This is a genomic window from Paenibacillus jilunlii (genome assembly GCF_900102965.1).
In the GTDB taxonomy this organism is placed as follows: Bacteria; Bacillota; Bacilli; order Paenibacillales; family Paenibacillaceae; genus Paenibacillus_AQ; species Paenibacillus_AQ jilunlii.
The window spans coordinates 69,105-85,590 of the sequence record NZ_FNGM01000011.1 but is presented as its reverse complement, the minus strand read 5'-3'; the positions used below and the strand labels follow the sequence as shown (position 1 = coordinate 85,590).

General features: G+C 45.0%; 14 protein-coding genes and 1 pseudogene. 12 read left to right on the top strand and 3 right to left on the bottom strand.

Features of this window, described 5'->3' with window-relative positions:
- Positions 1–72: 72 nt before the first annotated feature.
- The 3 genes from BLQ82_RS32080 to BLQ82_RS18790 form a co-directional block, all read right to left on the bottom strand.
- A complete protein-coding gene (locus BLQ82_RS32080) occupies positions 73–228 on the bottom strand; it encodes a hypothetical protein (protein WP_157243773.1) in 156 nt (51 codons plus the stop codon).
- A gap of 55 nt (positions 229–283) precedes the next feature.
- Positions 284–1,759: a Kelch repeat-containing protein gene (locus BLQ82_RS18795; RefSeq protein ID WP_074648393.1), complete on the bottom strand. Its 1,476-nt coding sequence runs from the start codon at positions 1,757–1,759 to the stop codon at positions 284–286.
- Between the two features lie 420 nt (positions 1,760–2,179).
- The gene (locus BLQ82_RS18790; protein WP_062521387.1) at positions 2,180–3,295 is read right to left on the bottom strand and encodes an acyltransferase family protein; all 1,116 of its coding nucleotides are present in this window, start codon (positions 3,293–3,295) and stop codon (positions 2,180–2,182) included.
- Between the two features lie 281 nt (positions 3,296–3,576).
- Here BLQ82_RS18790 and BLQ82_RS18785 point away from each other — a divergent pair, with 281 nt between their 5' ends.
- The 12 genes and pseudogenes from BLQ82_RS18785 to BLQ82_RS18730 all read left to right on the top strand — a co-directional run bounded on the left by BLQ82_RS18785 (position 3,577) and on the right by BLQ82_RS18730 (position 16,447).
- Positions 3,577–4,677, top strand: coding sequence for a hypothetical protein (locus BLQ82_RS18785; RefSeq protein ID WP_062521384.1), 1,101 nt, complete (start codon positions 3,577–3,579; stop codon positions 4,675–4,677).
- Entirely contained in the window at positions 4,664–5,701 is a 1,038-nt protein-coding gene (locus BLQ82_RS18780; protein ID WP_074648391.1) for an acyltransferase family protein, read from the top strand. The genes BLQ82_RS18785 and BLQ82_RS18780 overlap by 14 nt, the downstream gene beginning before the upstream one ends.
- A 38-nt stretch (positions 5,702–5,739) precedes the next feature.
- The gene (locus BLQ82_RS18775; protein ID WP_074648389.1) at positions 5,740–6,918 is read left to right on the top strand and encodes a WD40/YVTN/BNR-like repeat-containing protein; all 1,179 of its coding nucleotides are present in this window, start codon (positions 5,740–5,742) and stop codon (positions 6,916–6,918) included.
- A 283-nt stretch (positions 6,919–7,201) separates the two neighbouring features.
- Positions 7,202–7,786 (top strand): CueP family metal-binding protein, encoded by a 585-nt coding sequence (locus BLQ82_RS18770; protein WP_062521378.1) that lies wholly within the window; start codon positions 7,202–7,204, stop codon positions 7,784–7,786.
- A 658-nt stretch (positions 7,787–8,444) separates the two neighbouring features.
- Positions 8,445–8,647 (top strand): annotated as a pseudogene (locus tag BLQ82_RS33225) (response regulator); the annotation flags it as partial.
- 28 nt (positions 8,648–8,675) lie between these two features.
- Complete coding sequence (locus BLQ82_RS33220; RefSeq protein WP_425281081.1) at positions 8,676–8,774, top strand: winged helix-turn-helix domain-containing protein; 99 nt, start codon at positions 8,676–8,678, stop codon at positions 8,772–8,774.
- Positions 8,764–9,216 (top strand): histidine kinase dimerization/phospho-acceptor domain-containing protein, encoded by a 453-nt coding sequence (locus BLQ82_RS32710; protein WP_074648387.1) that lies wholly within the window; start codon positions 8,764–8,766, stop codon positions 9,214–9,216. Before BLQ82_RS33220 ends, BLQ82_RS32710 begins: the two co-directional genes overlap by 11 nt.
- A 139-nt stretch (positions 9,217–9,355) precedes the next feature.
- Positions 9,356–9,799, top strand: a complete 444-nt coding sequence (locus tag BLQ82_RS32705) for a sensor histidine kinase (protein ID WP_244280864.1) — start codon at positions 9,356–9,358, stop codon at positions 9,797–9,799.
- Between the two features lie 119 nt (positions 9,800–9,918).
- On the top strand, positions 9,919–11,529 hold the full coding sequence (locus BLQ82_RS18745; protein ID WP_062521372.1) for an RHS repeat protein: 1,611 nt from the start codon (positions 9,919–9,921) through the stop codon (positions 11,527–11,529).
- Between the two features lie 346 nt (positions 11,530–11,875).
- Complete coding sequence (locus BLQ82_RS18740; protein ID WP_062521370.1) at positions 11,876–12,916, top strand: RICIN domain-containing protein; 1,041 nt, start codon at positions 11,876–11,878, stop codon at positions 12,914–12,916.
- 91 nt (positions 12,917–13,007) lie between these two features.
- On the top strand, positions 13,008–14,990 hold the full coding sequence (locus BLQ82_RS18735; RefSeq protein WP_163704273.1) for a PA14 domain-containing protein: 1,983 nt from the start codon (positions 13,008–13,010) through the stop codon (positions 14,988–14,990).
- Positions 14,991–15,028: 38 nt separating this feature from the next.
- Entirely contained in the window at positions 15,029–16,447 is a 1,419-nt protein-coding gene (locus BLQ82_RS18730) for a GBS Bsp-like repeat-containing protein (protein WP_244280863.1), read from the top strand.
- Positions 16,448–16,486 lie beyond the last annotated feature (39 nt).

The window sequence follows — 16,486 nt, the reverse complement described above, 5'->3', positions numbered from 1 at the left end:
GTGTCTCTGCTATAAGCAAGTGCATCACTTACTATATCGGGAAGAAGGAGGTAAATCTTTAATTGGCTAAGACTAGGAAACGGCCCTCTCTACATAGCTCCATGGAGGCGGAACTTTCTTTCTTGTCCTCCCCAGCACAAACCCCATTCCCGGCACCCGCTTAACCACCATACTCAGCAGCAGTGACCCCGCCACCGCAATGACTGTCGAAGACGTATTATAGGCCATGATTTCCTGACCTCAAAACAAGACCCCACCAGCAATCGCCGCGGGGTCTTTATAATTATTCAGCTACTTCATACTCATTTACTTCAAAGGTTAGTATCTTATCAAAGACCAAATAATCCTTCCTGCTCTTGAACGGTCCTTTGTTGTTATCATGCTTGTCAATGGTAAAGGATGCTGTGCCGGTTCCCGCAGCCCTAACTTCGTACCAAGAAATAAAACTATTTATTTCTTCCATGGAGAGATCAAATTCTTTTTCCAGCCCTGTGTTAAGGGTTACTACTAAAATAGCACGGCCAGTTTCAGGCTGTTCAAATGGACCTTGTGGAGTTGCTGAAGCTTCATTCGAATTAGCACTCTCCCCTGCTGTATTCGTTGCTGTGATTACATAATAATAGGTTGTTCCATTTGTAACTGAATTATCGATGTATGAATTGCCCGTTACACTGGTAATATCAGTATAAGGACCTCCAGGTGATGTTGATCTTTTCACAGTATAACTCGTTGATCCAGTTGCGCTTTCCCAGGTTAATTTATTCATAGAATCCCCTGGAGTTGCAACAAGATGAAATGGAGAAGCTGGTGTTTCATTTACTGTTAATGTTTCTGATGTTAACGTAAAATTGGAGAATGTTGTTCCTCCACCAAATACTGTTATTTTTCCTCCAACTAATGCTGCTTCGCTCCCCCATCTAGGCAGGTTTAAATTAGGTCCAGTTGTCCAAGTATCCGTTTTAAAATCATATTGTTCAACTACATTGGTTATTGAACCTCCACTAATTCCTCCAATAGCATAAATCTTACCGCCGCTATAGATTGTAGATAATGAATCTCTTGGAGTATTCATACTTAATTTTTGATCCCAAGTATTGGTTGTTGGATCGTACTCCCAAAAAGTATTTTGTTGGTGGTATCCAGTATCCCCGCCAATTAAATAGATTTTATCATTGGCTACGACACTGGATGGAGAATGTAACGCCATAGGCATAGTTTCACTTGACCAAGTATCATTTGTGGTATCATAGATATCTAAAATGTTGGTTGCATTTGAAGATGCCGTAAGTCCACCAAACACATAAATCTTTCCTTTGTAGGCAACAGCATTAGTCCAACTCCGTGCTACAGGTAAAGATGCCTTAGTTGTCCAAACATCATTGATTGGGTCATATTCCTCTACTGTAGACAAATGGCTTCCGCCACTTAGATTAACTGCATCCCCTGAATATCCACCAATGGTATATATTTTACCATTAACCACTGCTGTTCCGAATGCAGCTCTGGCAGTTGTCATGCTGGCTTTTGTTGTCCACTTCTTTGTGTTCGAATTATAAATTTCTACCTTGTTTAAAGCACTCGAATTTTGACCACCGATTAAATAAATATTACCATTGACTGTAGCAACTCCAAATGCTGCCCTTGAACTAGTCATTTCATCCGAATAAACCCATGAAGATTGGCTTGCAGACACAGAGTTTGGGACAATAACAACCATTAAAATTAATACGCTAAATAATACTGATGTTAACTTATTCAATTTACTCTCTCCTATTAGTTTGAATGAATATTATCATACATTTAAGGAATGATATAGTCTAAACATATATAGGATAATTATGTAATTCATGTTTATTAAAGTTTAGTGCACAAAATGATCACAAATATAGAACATTATACCTGATCAAATCAGTGGGGCGTTTTGTTTCATTTAAAACTTCTTGACCGGATGCCTTCCGGAGTTCATCAGCTAATTATGCTGCCAATCCCTGTGTCACACCGGCACCAAGTAAAGAATACTTTACAGTTGTCCATGTAGTTGGAGTACACATAACATACCGAACGGCGGAGCAGAGAATATTTCTGTTCTGCCGTTTTTTGGGCCGATGATAGAGGGGAAGAACAAAGTTAGCAATGAACTCGTGGGGTTGAAAAGGATTAGGGACTAGATGCTGCTGGCTCAAACCTTCCCCATAGCCAACTGCTCCCTGGTTGCGTTTTTTGCAGGTTGTTTTCTTGTCCTCCCCAGCACAAACCCCATTCCCGGCACCCGCTTAACCACCATACTCAGCAGCAGTGACCCCGCCACCGCAATGACTGTAGTCGGAAACCAGCCCAGGTAGCTGTCGAAGACGAAGCGTTCCACGAAGTTCAGCAGGAGGATGAAGATGCCGTAGTGGAAGATGAGGATGGCGAGTGATTCCTGGCCGATGTAGGTGAGGGTGGCGGCGAAGAATCTGGATGTGGAGAGAAGCTGGGTCATTTTGATGGCGAGCAGGCTTCCGGCGATTCCGGCGGTGTAGAAGAGGAACAGATTGCCGTATTCTCTGTTGTTCATGTCGACATAGCTGTTGAGGTAAGCGGCTGTGAGGAAAAGCGCCATCCATACCAGGGTGCCCAGGTTGAAAACGCGGATCTTGCCGAGCAGTTGACGCTGCTTGAGCTGGTAACCGATGAACACGAAGAGTTGGGCGACGAGCGCAACGTCAATGTTCCAGGGCAGGAAGACCACGGTGCTTAGAGCATAACCGGACAGGCTTAGGCCGAGCATGGCAGCAAACTGCAGCAGCAGCGGGCGTCCGCTCAGGTAGCGCATGCTGAGGCAAAAGATGATCTGGGTCACGAACAGGCAGGTCAGAAACCAGATGGGAATGTTCAGCAGAAGTCCGCCGGAATAGGTGCCGTTGGCGATTGCCAGCAGAGGTTCGTGCCAAGCAATATCTGGACTGTGATTGATTTCGATGCTTCGGAGAATGAGCCAGAGCAAGTAGCTTAGAAGTCCGGCAGAGAGATAGGGGATAACGAGGGTAAGGATACGGGTACGAAGCAGTGCAGTGAAATTGTCAAAATATTTGGAGGCGCTGAACAGATAACCGGAGACGATGAAGAACAGCGGGAGCCGGAAATCTCTGAACATATCGTTCAGCACGACCGGAGTCAGACCGGCATGTCCCACAACGACGAGCAGAATGGTAATGCCTCTTACCATGTCGATTACTTTGAGCCGCGGGGTCCTGGAGATAGCGGAAGCTGATTCCGCTGCAGTTGTCACTGAAGTCGTATCTGGAGCTTGCATGGCTTGGCGGCAGCCCCCTTCCCTATAAGTTATCAATAGGTTATAGGAAATAATAGGCAAGAACAATGGTACAAACTAGTTATTTCAATATACTACCTTAGTTGGTTGATATAATTTAGTGATAGTAATATAAAGAAGGGTAGTTGGCACTGTACGTACAGAATAAATTGCATATACATGCAGAATTCATGTGAAATCTTACACTTTAGAGGGGTGGGAGATCGCAGGATTCATTTTATAATGAAGTGAAATCCATAAGAACGGAAAGGAAAGTGAGGGGAATGAAGGAATATGACTATTCATTGGATGCGATTAAGGGGATTAGCTGTATTTTGATGATCATGGCGCATATTCCGCTTTATTTTAACGGCAATGAACGGGTGTTCCAGATTGTTGCCGGTGTGGCCCCGGTCCTTTTCTTTGCGGTCTCAGGTGTGACTACCACCCTGCAGGTGCGAAGGCGCAGTTTCGGATCGCTTTTCGGTTTTTACGTGCTGTTCGCTCTAATCGGGTTTTCCTACAATCTGATGTGGAGGCCGGAGATTCAGGCTTTTCGGATTATGGACGTTCCCCAGATCATCGCGCTTGGAGTGCTTAGTGTGTACCTCTTAGAGAAATATCTCAAACCTCCACTCTATTTATATCTCCTGTTGTCGCTGCTGGTATTTGCGGTACATTCGTTCATTGGGCACCGTTTGCCGGACTTTCCGCTTCAATCCATTTTGTTCACAGAAACGGTCGGGTTTACGTATTTCCCTTGGATGTTTGCGTTTGCGGCGGGGGTCTTTGCCTATCGGTGCAACAATCGGGTGAACCTCATGGCGGCTGTAGCTGCCGGGGTGCTGCTGGCCATCGTCAGTTATGGGGAAGTGCGCGAGACGGATTTTGTGAAATACAATATGTCCATGCAATATCTGCTGCTGTCTCTGTTTGTGCTGTTTGGGGTCTTTTACCTCTTCAGAAGTAAAAAAAGCTACTCTCCCTCCAATCTGATTTTGTATTTCGGCAAGCATTCGTTTTTATTTCTGTTTACCCATCTGTTCCTGATCCTCGCTTTTGACCGGTTGGGTCTGGGACGCCTGTATATTGTGTGGATGTGGGGGCTGGTGCTGGTCTGCACTTATGTGGGGATGAACGTTCTGCTGTGGATTAACCGTTTCATAGCGCATTACTTGGAACACCCGGTGTCTTGGGCGCTTGTCGTCATTGGTGTGGTTGCGGTTCCGCTGGCAATCCCGAACAGAGATCTGATTATTCTCGCGGAGGCTGCGCTGGGTATGCTGTTCGCGATGAATTACAAACAGCTCTCCAGCCTGATGTCTGCCAAACCGTCAGCCAGCCGTCAGCCGCCCCTTCCGGAGGTTGTCCATGAACAAGTTTAATTACAAAGCGGTCAGCACATACCGCACCCAGCTCATGGGACTGGCGATTCTGTGGGTGATGCTGTATCACTCGACGGTGAGTTTCTCCTCTGTTCCAGTGCTGGGCACTTTGCAGGCCTATGGATACGGCGGGGTGGATATCTTTCTGCTGGTGTCGGGCTTGGGACTGTATTACGCATATCGTAAAAATACTGGTACAGTTACCTTCTACCAAAGAAGGCTGCAGCGGATTCTGCCCACGTACCTTCCGGTTGTGCTGATCTTTTGCCTGCTGTATTGGGGGATGGGGGAGATGCCCTTTACGGACGTGCTTCTGAATCTGTCTACACTTAGCTTCTGGCTTGGGCTGGACAGCCGGTTTGACTGGTACGTCCCTGCGCTGCTGGTGCTGTATTTGCTTACGCCGCTGTTTATGTATTTTTTCAGGGGGCCAAACAAGTTGGTTACGGTTGCTGGGGCCAGTTTTATCGGGCTGGTCATTAGCGTGGTTCTATCGGGAACGTCGCTCGCTTATTTGCTGATTTTTACGATAAGAATCCCGATATTCTTCGTTGGCGTATGGGTGGGTTACCTGATCGACCAGAAACAGACCATCTCGCGGGTGAATGGGATGCTGTACCTGGGGATGCTTCTGTCCGGTGTAGTGCTGCTGGCAGCAAGCCAGCAATATATGAGCGAATATGTGTGGACCTATGGGCTGTGGTGGTATCCTTTTATGCTGATTACATTGCCTTTGTGCCTGCTCACGGCGGGGGGGCTGAATGGGATCGGCGAGCGCAAATGGACCCGGTATCCCTTCCTTACATTCTGTGGCACGCATAGTCTGGAAATATACCTGATTCATGAACGGGTGTTGAAGATATTGGCGGATCTCCGGCGGAGCCTGGAGCTGCCTGTGAACGATTTTGTCCTGAATGCGGCGGGCATCCTGCTTACCTTGGGACTGGCCTTTGTATTGAAAAAAGCAGTCACCGGGTTCAGCGCCCGGATAAAATCCGGCACGACAGCGGCCGCCGCTTCGTGATTGCCGGGAAGGGTAAATATACCCTAGGAGGTGTAGCAATGAACTTTACTAGAAAATTGCAGCAAAGAGCTGTAACCATTCTCTCTGCGGGTCTGCTCGCCTTTGCGGGCTGGGGAACCTTAGTGTCTCCGGCACAGGCGGCAGCGCCCGCCACACCGGCATCGTCCTGCAGTACGGGAGATCACGGAATTCTGCAGGATTTGCAGAAGAAGCAGACGGCTAAGGGGGAGGACCCGCTTACTCTTACCACAGTGGACTTTCTCAGCGCAGATACGGGACGGGCGGCCGGCAACGGCTTTGTGATTGGGACTTCGGATGGCGGATGCCACTTCCAGGAGATTTATCAGGGACAGTGGAGCTTTCAGCAGATTGAGTTTCCGGATAATGTGTATGGCTGGGCCCTCGCCTCCGTGAAGGGTGGTCAGGCCAAATATTTGATCCGTACCACAGATGGGGGTTCCACCTGGAAGCGGCTGAGCCAGAGTCCGGCAACCTTTGAGCGTATAGAATTTGTAGATGGTACAACCGGATTCGCTTATAACCGCACTTCTGCCTATTATACAAAAGATGGCGGAAGCACCTGGACCCGGATTCCTACTCCGGCCAATACGCGCGGGGCGGACTTCACTACCCGGAGCAGCGGCTGGGCGGTCGTGGTTGCTCAGGGCAGCGGCTACCAGATCATGAGAACCACCGATGGCGGGGCAAGCTGGAAGCAGCAGAAAAAGGTGGCCTATCCAAATCCGCTATACGCCCAGGTCTACGCTAACGCCTCTCAGGTATATACGGTGCTCTATGGCGGTTCGGGAATGTCGCAGACCTCGTACTCCCTTTATGGCAGCTCCGATGCAGGCGGCAGCTGGACCCGGATCATTGCCCAGGCAACAGCCGGCGGCGGTCCGGCTCCCGGAAGCGGAGCAGCCGAGCAGGAGAAGGGGCCGGCTTCAGGCAGTCCCGGAAATATGCAGGTCATCGGCAAAACCACAGCCTTCCTGGTCGGCTATCAGCCCGCAGCCCAGATGGTCGGCACCGGCATGACCCAAAACAACGGCCGGACGTGGAGCAACTCCAAGACGGTCCTCGGTTTTGAAGGCGTGATCTCCTTCACCGATCCTAATCAGGGCTGGTTGGCAGTACGGAATATGAACAGCTCCACCCTGTATGCCACCAAAGACGGCGGCGCGAGCTGGAAGGCTAAGTTTGCTTTTGAGTTCTGAGGTGCAGGTTGAAGAAGACAAGGGCAAGTCTCTGAATGGCGGGGGCTTGTCCTTTCTTTATGATTAAGGAAATTTTCCCGAGAACATATGATATAGCTTAGATAGAACATACAGCAGCAACTAAGGCAGATTTCCCGGTCATACAAGGGGTTCGCTTTTTTTGCGTATGGCGTACTCTTTGGCCGGCCGTTGCCTGCTTGGCACATTTGTCACGTTTTCGTCTTGTCTACCATTGTATGGGCTAGATTATAATAGGGAAAGAAACAGGAGGAGGATTGCCCGGATGAGAAATAAAGTACTTGCAGCTGCCGGAATAGTGGTTGTGATTGCCATGGGAACATACATGTTAGCAGGAACCAATGACTCAAAAGAGACTGGGAAATCAGATACGGCAAGTGTTGAAACGGATGCACAAAGCATTAAAATGGACACGCAAGGCCTAAAACAGATGGTGCAGAGTTACAGTATGCGTACTGCAAAAGCGGAGTCTGCGTCCATTTCATCCACACAACTGATTGTGAAGGAGAGCGACGGCAAGTCGGCAGCCTACGCATTGCCGGCCGATGAATTTTTTGTCTCTATCGCGCCTTATGTGGACCAGACTCATCCGTGCGCCACACATAGTCTGACCGGCTGCCAAGGGGAGATGGTGGAGGAAGCGTTCAACGTCTCAGTTACAGACGCGGATGGTAAGGTAATTATGGACAACGAAACGGTGAAATCCCAACCTAACGGCTTCATTGATCTCTGGCTGCCGCGGGACCAGACCTATCAAGTTACCATTGAACATGACGGCAAACAAGCAGAGTCCGAGATTTCCACGTTTGAGCAGGATGATACTTGTGTGACTACTATGCAGTTGGGGTGAAGTCCGACCCTGGCAGCGAGTGGAACAACGGTCTGTTTGCGGACAACCACATAAGTTCCGAAGTCTATCCTACTCAATCCAACGAGGGTTGTCCCGAGCCAGCTCATGGCTGCAGGGATAACCCTCATTTCTATTATTTAGGATACTATGATTTCCCTTTCTTATGAATAAGATGAGCACCAACCTTTTTCCAAGTAGCACTTGGGAATAAGCAGGTAAGCAGTGTTAGTTGGAAAAAGGGAGCTTATTTCTTCCGAAAAACAGCATTTATGAGGTTTAAGTGGAAAAAGGAAACTTAATAGGGTCATATTCCCTCGTCAGGAGCGAAATGAGCTGAATTAGTTACCCTTTTTCCACTTAGCTTGCGGCGAATAGGGTGTACGAGCAAATCAGTTATCCTTTTTTCACTTGGTATGGCCGAAGGACCGAAGGATTCGTAGTAAGGAGTTCTCTAGGCAACGTCGAAACTGAAATTCACAACAGCTACGTTGTCCGGTGAGGGACGGCCCAGCCGTTTCTACTTATGGGGTACTGCGTAAGGGGAGTTCAGGATATTTTAGGATAATCTTAAGAATTTAACAAGAAAAATACTACATATATACCTGGGGTTTTCTGATACAATGGCTATATTTCATGCAATAAAGGAAGGTGATACCACATGATTGAAAATATCCTGGTGGTGGATGACGAGCAGGCCATCGCCGATCTAATCGAAATCTACTTAAAAAATGAAAATTATAAGGTTACGAAGTTTTATAACGCGCAGGATGCTCTGAAGTATATTGAAAGCGAAAAGGTGGACTTAGCCATTCTGGATATTATGCTCCCGATATGAACGGTTTTGCACTGGGGCAACGAATATTACAATAAAAATAACAATACCATCACTGTGCATATCAGGCATCTACGGGAAAAAATGAATGACTCGGTAGATCAGCCGAAATGGATCCGGACGATATGGCGGGTGGGGTACAAAATTGAAAAGTAATAAACAGATCAACATGAATTATGCAAAACTTAGAATGGAAGTGATCATCATGCTGATAGCCATATCGGCTTTTTTTCTTATTTTCTTCTACTTTTCGTTATCGTGGTTCACCAAATATTTTAATGAAGTCAATGCAGGAATTGATGCCTTAATTAAGGATGAAGCAGACATTAAGCTGTCGCCGGAGATGTCCTCGATGGAGCAGAAGCTGGTATTCGTTAAGCAAACCCTCCAAAAACGTGAGCTGGAGGTACAACTGTCGGAGCAAAATAAAAGAGATTTGGTGATGTATCTGGCTCATGATATAAAAACGCCGCTTACCTCCGTCATTGGCTATTTGAGTTTACTTCACGAAGCCCCTGATATGCCTAAAGAGCAAAAAGAGAATTATACGAAAATAACCCTTAGAAAAGGCGTATCATCTGGAGCGTCTGATCAATGATTTTTTTGAAGTCGAAAGATATAACCAGCAAACGATCCAGCTTAAGAAACAGAACGTTGATCTCTCCTATATGCTGATCCAAATGCCGGATGAATTTTATCCCTCTCTCACGCCTGCCGGAAAAAGGATGATTGTTAACGTGGAAGATACTATAACTGTGTATGGTGATTCCGAGAAGCTGGCGCGGGTCTTTAACAATATTCTCAAAAATGCAATTGCCTACAGTGATGATAACAGCACCATTGAGGTGTCGGTAAAAGTTCAGAAGGATATGGCAACCGTTACCTGTACGAATACCGGAACAACGATACCGCTGGATAAGCACAATCAAATATTTGATAAGTTCTACCGCTTGAATGATGCCCGTTCGACGAATACGGGAGGTGCAGGTCTGGGCCTTGCCATTGCCAAGGAAATAGTTACACTGCATGAAGGACAAATCGACATGCAGAGTGAAAACGGAAAAACCGTATTTAGTGTAAAGCTGCCGCTTATTGCACAAGGAGGTCACCATGCCTTCGACAAAACATATTTCGATTCGACAAAATACGGCCGTTTGAAAAAAATAGAACGTGACTTATGATTGGTAAGAAGATTGTCTTAGAAAATCAGAAAAATCGAAAGGTAAATGTAATTATATTGAGGGCTGTAAGAATGATTTATAAAAGAGTTTCTATTTGAGACATAATGAGGAGTTGTAATATGAAATTCACATTTAATCGATGTATTTTTATTTTTGGCATTGCATTGTTTATGTTTTTAGATGTTACCTCAAATTCTGCATTGGCTATGAAGTCATATTTTTACGATACGAATGGAAGGTTGGTTCAAGAAAGCGCTCTAACAGGTGAAACAATTAGATATTCATATGATCAGAATGGAAGTCTTATATCTAAAAGTTCAGGGGAATCTTTCTTTCAATATCTTTCAGCCTTCAGCTCAGAACAGGGGCAAAGCAATTGGTATTACCAAATATGGAACGGTACACGTTACGAAGATATGACATGGGATGCTGTAGAATCAAGATGGAAAGGGAAGAAGGATTGGGACATCATCAGCAAAGAGTGGATGCATCCGGACGGTAATGATGTAGCGCTGAAATGGGTCGCACCACAGACCGGCTCAATACGGATAACGGGGAAAGTAGCTAAACATCCTATCAACCTGCAAGGGGACGGTGTCCGGGTAAAAATAATGAAAAATAACACGCAAGTTTGGCCAGCATCGGGGTGGCAGAATATAAGTGGCAATGATTCTGTTGGAGTTACTCCCACTGTTAACGTGAATGTAACAATAGGAGATACCCTCTACTTTATTGTTAACCAAAACGGTAACAATGGGTACGATGCTACGACATGGAATCCAGTAATAACCTATATCGAAAAATTTTCATCTGCCTTTAGCTCACAACAAGGCAGGAATAATTGGTATTATCAAACTTGGAGCGGTATGCGTTACGAAGACATGGCTTGGGATGCAGCCGAATCGAGATGGCAGGGTGGAAAGACTTGGAACATCATTAGCAAAGAGTGGATGCATCCGGACGGTGATGTAGCGCTGAAATGGGTCGCACCACAGACCGGTTCCATCCGGATAACGGGGAAAGTAGCTAAACATCCTATCAACCTACAAGGGGACGGTGTTCGGGTAAAAATAATGAAAAACAGCGCGCAAGTTTGGCCAGCATCGGGGTGGCAGAGTATAAATGGCGATGATTCTGTTGGAGTCGCTCCCAGTATTAACGTGAACGTAACGATAGGAGATTCCCTTTATTTTATTGTTAACCAAAACGGTAACAATGGGTACGATGGTACAGCATGGAATCCAGCGATAATTTATATCGAAAAATTCTCATCCGCCTTCAGCACAGAACAAGGAAGAAACAATTGGTATTATCAAATATGGAACGGTACACGTTACGAAGATATGACATGGAATGCTGTCGAATCAAGATGGAGAGGGAAGAAGGATTGGGATATCATCAGCAAAGAGTGGATGCATCCGGACGGTAATGATGCAGCGCTGAAATGGGTCGCACCACAGACTGGTTCCATACGGATAACGGGGAAAGTAGCTAAACATCCTATCAACCTGCAAGGGGACGGTGTCCGGGTAAAAATAATGAAAAATAACACGCAAGTTTGGCCAGCATCGGGGTGGCAGAGTATAAGTGGAGATGATGCTGTTGGAGTTACTCCCACTGTTAACGTGAATGTAACGATAGGAGATTCCCTTTACTTTATTGTTAACCAGAATGGAAACAATGGGTACGATGGTACGACATGGAATCCAGCGATCAATTATATCAACTAAATTAAAAAACTAAATATGTTTTTTACTTTCAGTTATAAAATAAAATCACAAGCCCTTGGGATATCTCAAGGGTTTTGGTTTCCGGAAAAACAGTTTTTTTACTCATAAATACAAAATATTGATGTTCTATTTAAGATGTGACTAACTTATTGACGAATTCGACAAAATGAATACTATTTCGACAAAATACAGCTATTTTAAAAGATGGGAGAGTGACTTATGATTACTGAGGAAGAATTTGAGATTTATTTTAGAGTGCGCTTAGGAGTGTGAATATCAATTGAAAAGAACTAGAATTTCTAAGGTTCTGCTGCAGAAAATATAAAAAAATTAGAGGATGCATTTTATGAAAAAGTATATATCATTTCTATTTATTCTCATTTTAATCATAGTTAATTCCCAGACAGCAGCTGCCATGAAATACACCTATACCAAAACAGGAGCGTTAAGCCTGGTGAGTATATCTGAAGGTAAATATGTGAATTTTCAGTATGATAACAACGGCAACCTGATCGGGAAGAAGAATCTAAGCTGCAAGCCTTCAGAATATAAATTAATGAATGTGAACAGCAACAAGGCTCTGGATGTTTTTGCGGGAAATACAACCAATGGCACAAAAATTCAGATCGAATCAGATAACGGAACAGATGCACAGCGGTGGTTGCTGTGTAATACATTGAATAATTCCATTAAGCTTATCAATGTAAATAGTGGAAAAGCCCTCGATGTGGCCGGGGGAGGAACTACGGACGGGACAAACATCCATCTATGGAATGATAACGGCACAGAAGCTCAGGCATGGAACATTGTAGATAAGGGTGACGGCACATATGAGCTTGTAAATATACATAGCAACAAAGTACTTGATGTAACAAACGGATCAACAACAAATGGAACCCCTGTGCAGATATGGACCCGGAATGGCACAACCGCTCAGAAGTGGAGACTCGTCAAGGCGATTTCAAATGGAGCTGAGTATAAGCTATTAAATGCTGGTAATGGAAAAGCGGTGGATGCCACAGGAGGAAATACTGCAGATGGAACACCGGTACAAATTTGGACAGATAACGGGACGACTTCTCAAAGATGGCAGGTTTATGATAAAGGCGGCAATAAGTATAAATTGATTAATGTGAATAGCGGGAAGGCTCTGGAAGTATCAGGTGGCGGCACAGACAACGGATCAGCCGTTCAAATCTGGACAGATAATGGAACAACATCGCAGGAATGGATTTTTAGAGAGAATGCAGATGGCTCAATGAGCTTAATAAATGTTAATAGTAACAAAGTACTGGATATACCCGGAGGAAGCACTGCGGATGGTACGCGCTTGCAGATTTACACTGACAACGGAACAAGCTCGCAAAGTTGGAAGCTGGTCAAATAATAGAATTGGAGAAATATGTACTAAAATGGCCATCATCAAGTGCCAAAGGAGATTCCATGCGAGAATACAAGTTGGCTTTATACGAGGGAGAATGAGTAAATTGAAACTAATAAAACGGACATCTGGGTTAGTAATTATGCTTGTCCTGCTTTTCAGTTTCATGGATATTTTTCTTAATCAACATTATTTAAGCACTAATAAAGGGATAGCTTCAGCAGCGGAGAGCAATGGGTTAAAAGGGGAGTACTATGATAATCTGGATCTCAATGGACTTAAATTAACACGAACGGATGCGAATATCAATTTTAATTGGGGTGAAGGTTCACCAAACTCTGCAATTGGAGTAGATACATTCTCTGCTCGGTGGACAGGCACCATTAAGCCCAAATATAGCGAAACCTATACGTTTTATTTGGTTGCAGATGATGGTGTCAGACTTTGGGTGGATGGCCGATTAATACTGGATAAATGGGTGCCGCAGGCCAGTGAATTAACCAGTCTGCCGATTGCGCTAACCAGTGGGAAAAATCATGATATACGGATAGAATATTTCGAAAATGACGGAGGAGCGACAGCCATTTTACAATGGTCGAGTACCAGTCAAAATAAACAGGTTGTGCCTCAAAGCCAGCTGTATACTCCCGCTGAATCTCCTGGTATGGGTCTAAAGGGAGAGTACTATGACAATCTGGATCTCACTGGACTTAAGTTAACACGCACGGATGCCAATGTTAATTTCAGCTGGGGCTTAGGTTCTCCAAACTCCACTATAGGAGAAGATACATTCGCAGTAAGATGGACAGGGACCATTAAACCTAAATATAGCGAAACCTATACCTTTTATGTGGTTGCAGATGATGGTGTCAGGCTATGGATCGATGGTCGATTGATTTTGGATAAATGGGTGCCGCAGGCCAGTGAATTAACCAGTCTGCCAATCACACTGACAGCTGGACAAAACTATGATATACGCCTCGAATACTTTGAAAATGATGGAGGAGCAAATGCAATATTACAGTGGTCGAGTGCCAGTCAGGTCAAGCAAATCGTGCCCCAAAGTCAATTGTATCTTCCAGCTGAAGTTCAAGGGACCGGTCTTAAAGGGGAGTATTACGACAATCTGGAGCTAAATGGATTAAAACTGACAAGAACAGACGCTATCGTTAATTTTAATTGGGGAACTGCTTCGCCGGATAGTTCTATGGAGCCGGATACTTTTTCTATTCGGTGGACGGGAAAGATTAAGCCAAAGTATAGCGAAACCTATAGATTTTATATAAATGCAGATGACGGAGCACGTGTATGGATTGACGGGAAGCTTATTTTGAATCGCTGGTTGAACCAAGCTGGTCAATTTGAAAGCCAGACTATTAACTTAGTTGCAGGCAATCAATATGATATCCAAATCGAATATTTTGAAAATTTAGGCGGTGCAGCAGTTGGACTGTTATGGGAAAGCCCCACTCAAGTGAAAGAGTTCGTGCCTCAAAGCCAGCTGTATTCATCAGCTGTTGGATTTCAAGGTGTGGGGCTTAAGGGAGAATACTATGACAATACGGGTTTAACAGACTTTAAACTCTCACGCACGGATGCCAGCATCAATTTTGGATGGGGTGAAGGTTCGCCGGATGCCTCCATAGGAGCAGATACGTTTTCAGTCAGGTGGACAGGAACCGTACGGCCGAAATACAACGGAACCTACACTTTCTATGCAGAATCAGACGATGGCGTACGCCTTTGGGTAAACGGCCAATTACTTATCGATAAATGGGTGCCGCAGGCCAGTCAATTGACATGTCTCCCTATTAACCTGATCGCAGGACAAAACTACGATATACGCATTGAATATTTTGAAAATGGAGGCGGTGCTTCCTTTAAATTGTCCTGGTCAAGTGAGGCTCAAGTGAAGGAGGTCATTCCACAAGCCCAGTTGTATTTGCCCGTAAGATCTTATACTCCAGAAGAGTATCATTATGATGCTAATGGGCGGTTGGACTATGTACGAGATTCAGATCCTACTATTGTTCGCTACTATTATGATAGCAATGGGAATCTACTTAAGAAAAGTCAATAAAAGAAGGGACAAATGAGCCTTTTATGCGGTCTTTAATTATGAGCAAAAAACAATTAGTGACTATGTTGTTCAGTGGTGCATTAATCTATTTGGTATTGGGTTTGCATTCTCCTGCTGCCTGGGCAGAGGAAACGAAAACCTCCAGCTACATCATTGCCGATATGGCAGGAACCGCTCAGAAACAGAAAATCTTTGTCTATAACCAAGGCAGACTCGAAACAGAGATCTTGCCAGATAACTCCATGATTCAATATACATACGATGCAAATGGGAATCTACTCAAGAGATCGAAGGGGGATTCCGTACAGCCTTATATAATTAGTACTTCGGCAGTCTCCTATGATATTTATTTAAAAAATGTTCCGGATCGTGTACGGGAAGTCTTTTTTCCAACGTGGACGGAATTAAATGGTCAGGATGATATTGCCTGGCTCGTCGGTGAGAAAGTTGCTCCAGGTTTGTGGAAATGCACAGTTGTCCTCTCCAAGCATGGCGGAATCACCGGTACTTATATTACACATATCTATGCAGATGGTGTAGGCGTTGGAGGTTTGACGGCACAGATTCAAAACACGCTCAAAGTCACTTCTCCTCAGGCAGCCTCGCTCGCCGATGGAGCTTATGAGGTAAGAGTGGAAGGTGTGGCCAGAACCGTCAGTGAGGTGCGTTTCCCCACATGGACCGAAAATAATGGACAGGATGATTTGGAGAATCCCTGGATTATGGGGGAAAAGGTTAATGATACCACATGGAAGATTCGGGTACCGTTTGCCAAGCACAATTTTGAAACCGGCAATTATTTCACTCATTTTTATTACTTTGACAAGTATGGGACGATGGCTGGCATTGGTGGTACGACCGTTACGGTTAAAGGGGGCACAGGGGGCTCCAAAGAAACGGATATTTCCGGTGTGTCCTATGATGTCTTTATTTACGGGGTGGATTCCAAAGTCCAAAAAGTCCAATTCCCGACGTGGACGGCCTATAAAGATCAGGATGATATTGAGTGGATTGATGGTGTAAAGGTAGGGAACGGGGTATGGAAAGCAACGATAGTCTATTCCAAGCATCACTCAGAACTGGGGAGATACATCACCCATATCTATGCAGATGGGAAATTTGCGGGGGCATGGGAATTTACAGTGGTAGATGCGTTGAAGCTTACGTATCCATCCGTCGCTTATCTAAGCAGTGGATTCTATGATGTTACAGTTGAGGGGACTCCTTCCAATGTAACATCAGTACGCTTTCCCACCTGGACGGAAAGAAATGGTCATGATGACCTGGAGAATCCATGGATTGAGGGAGAACGGTTGAGCAGTACAAGCTGGAGGATTCGCATTCCATACTACAAACATAACAATGAGACGGGGGCGTACACCACTCATATTTATACCTATGATACTTACGGGAATAGCCGAGGAGTTGGAGGATTGACGGTGGAGGTACGGAATTAAAAATAGATAAAGTATTTAACCCTTACTGTTAGAAATTAA

Excerpts from the sequence above, each read along its gene's own strand:
- BLQ82_RS18745 (WP_062521372.1), top strand. The coding sequence starts at position 9,919 with ATGAAATTCACATTTAATCGATGTATTTTTATTTTTGGCATTGCATTG.
- BLQ82_RS18780 (WP_074648391.1), top strand. The coding sequence starts at position 4,664 with ATGAACAAGTTTAATTACAAAGCGGTCAGCACATACCGCACCCAGCTC.
- BLQ82_RS32080 (WP_157243773.1), bottom strand. The coding sequence starts at position 228 with ATGGCCTATAATACGTCTTCGACAGTCATTGCGGTGGCGGGGTCACTG.
- BLQ82_RS18775 (WP_074648389.1), top strand. The coding sequence starts at position 5,740 with ATGAACTTTACTAGAAAATTGCAGCAAAGAGCTGTAACCATTCTCTCT.
- BLQ82_RS18735 (WP_163704273.1), top strand. The coding sequence starts at position 13,008 with ATGAGTAAATTGAAACTAATAAAACGGACATCTGGGTTAGTAATTATG.
- BLQ82_RS18790 (WP_062521387.1), bottom strand. The coding sequence starts at position 3,295 with ATGCAAGCTCCAGATACGACTTCAGTGACAACTGCAGCGGAATCAGCT.
- BLQ82_RS18785 (WP_062521384.1), top strand. The coding sequence starts at position 3,577 with ATGAAGGAATATGACTATTCATTGGATGCGATTAAGGGGATTAGCTGT.
- BLQ82_RS18770 (WP_062521378.1), top strand. The coding sequence starts at position 7,202 with ATGAGAAATAAAGTACTTGCAGCTGCCGGAATAGTGGTTGTGATTGCC.
- BLQ82_RS18730 (WP_244280863.1), top strand. The coding sequence starts at position 15,029 with ATGAGCAAAAAACAATTAGTGACTATGTTGTTCAGTGGTGCATTAATC.
- BLQ82_RS18740 (WP_062521370.1), top strand. The coding sequence starts at position 11,876 with ATGAAAAAGTATATATCATTTCTATTTATTCTCATTTTAATCATAGTT.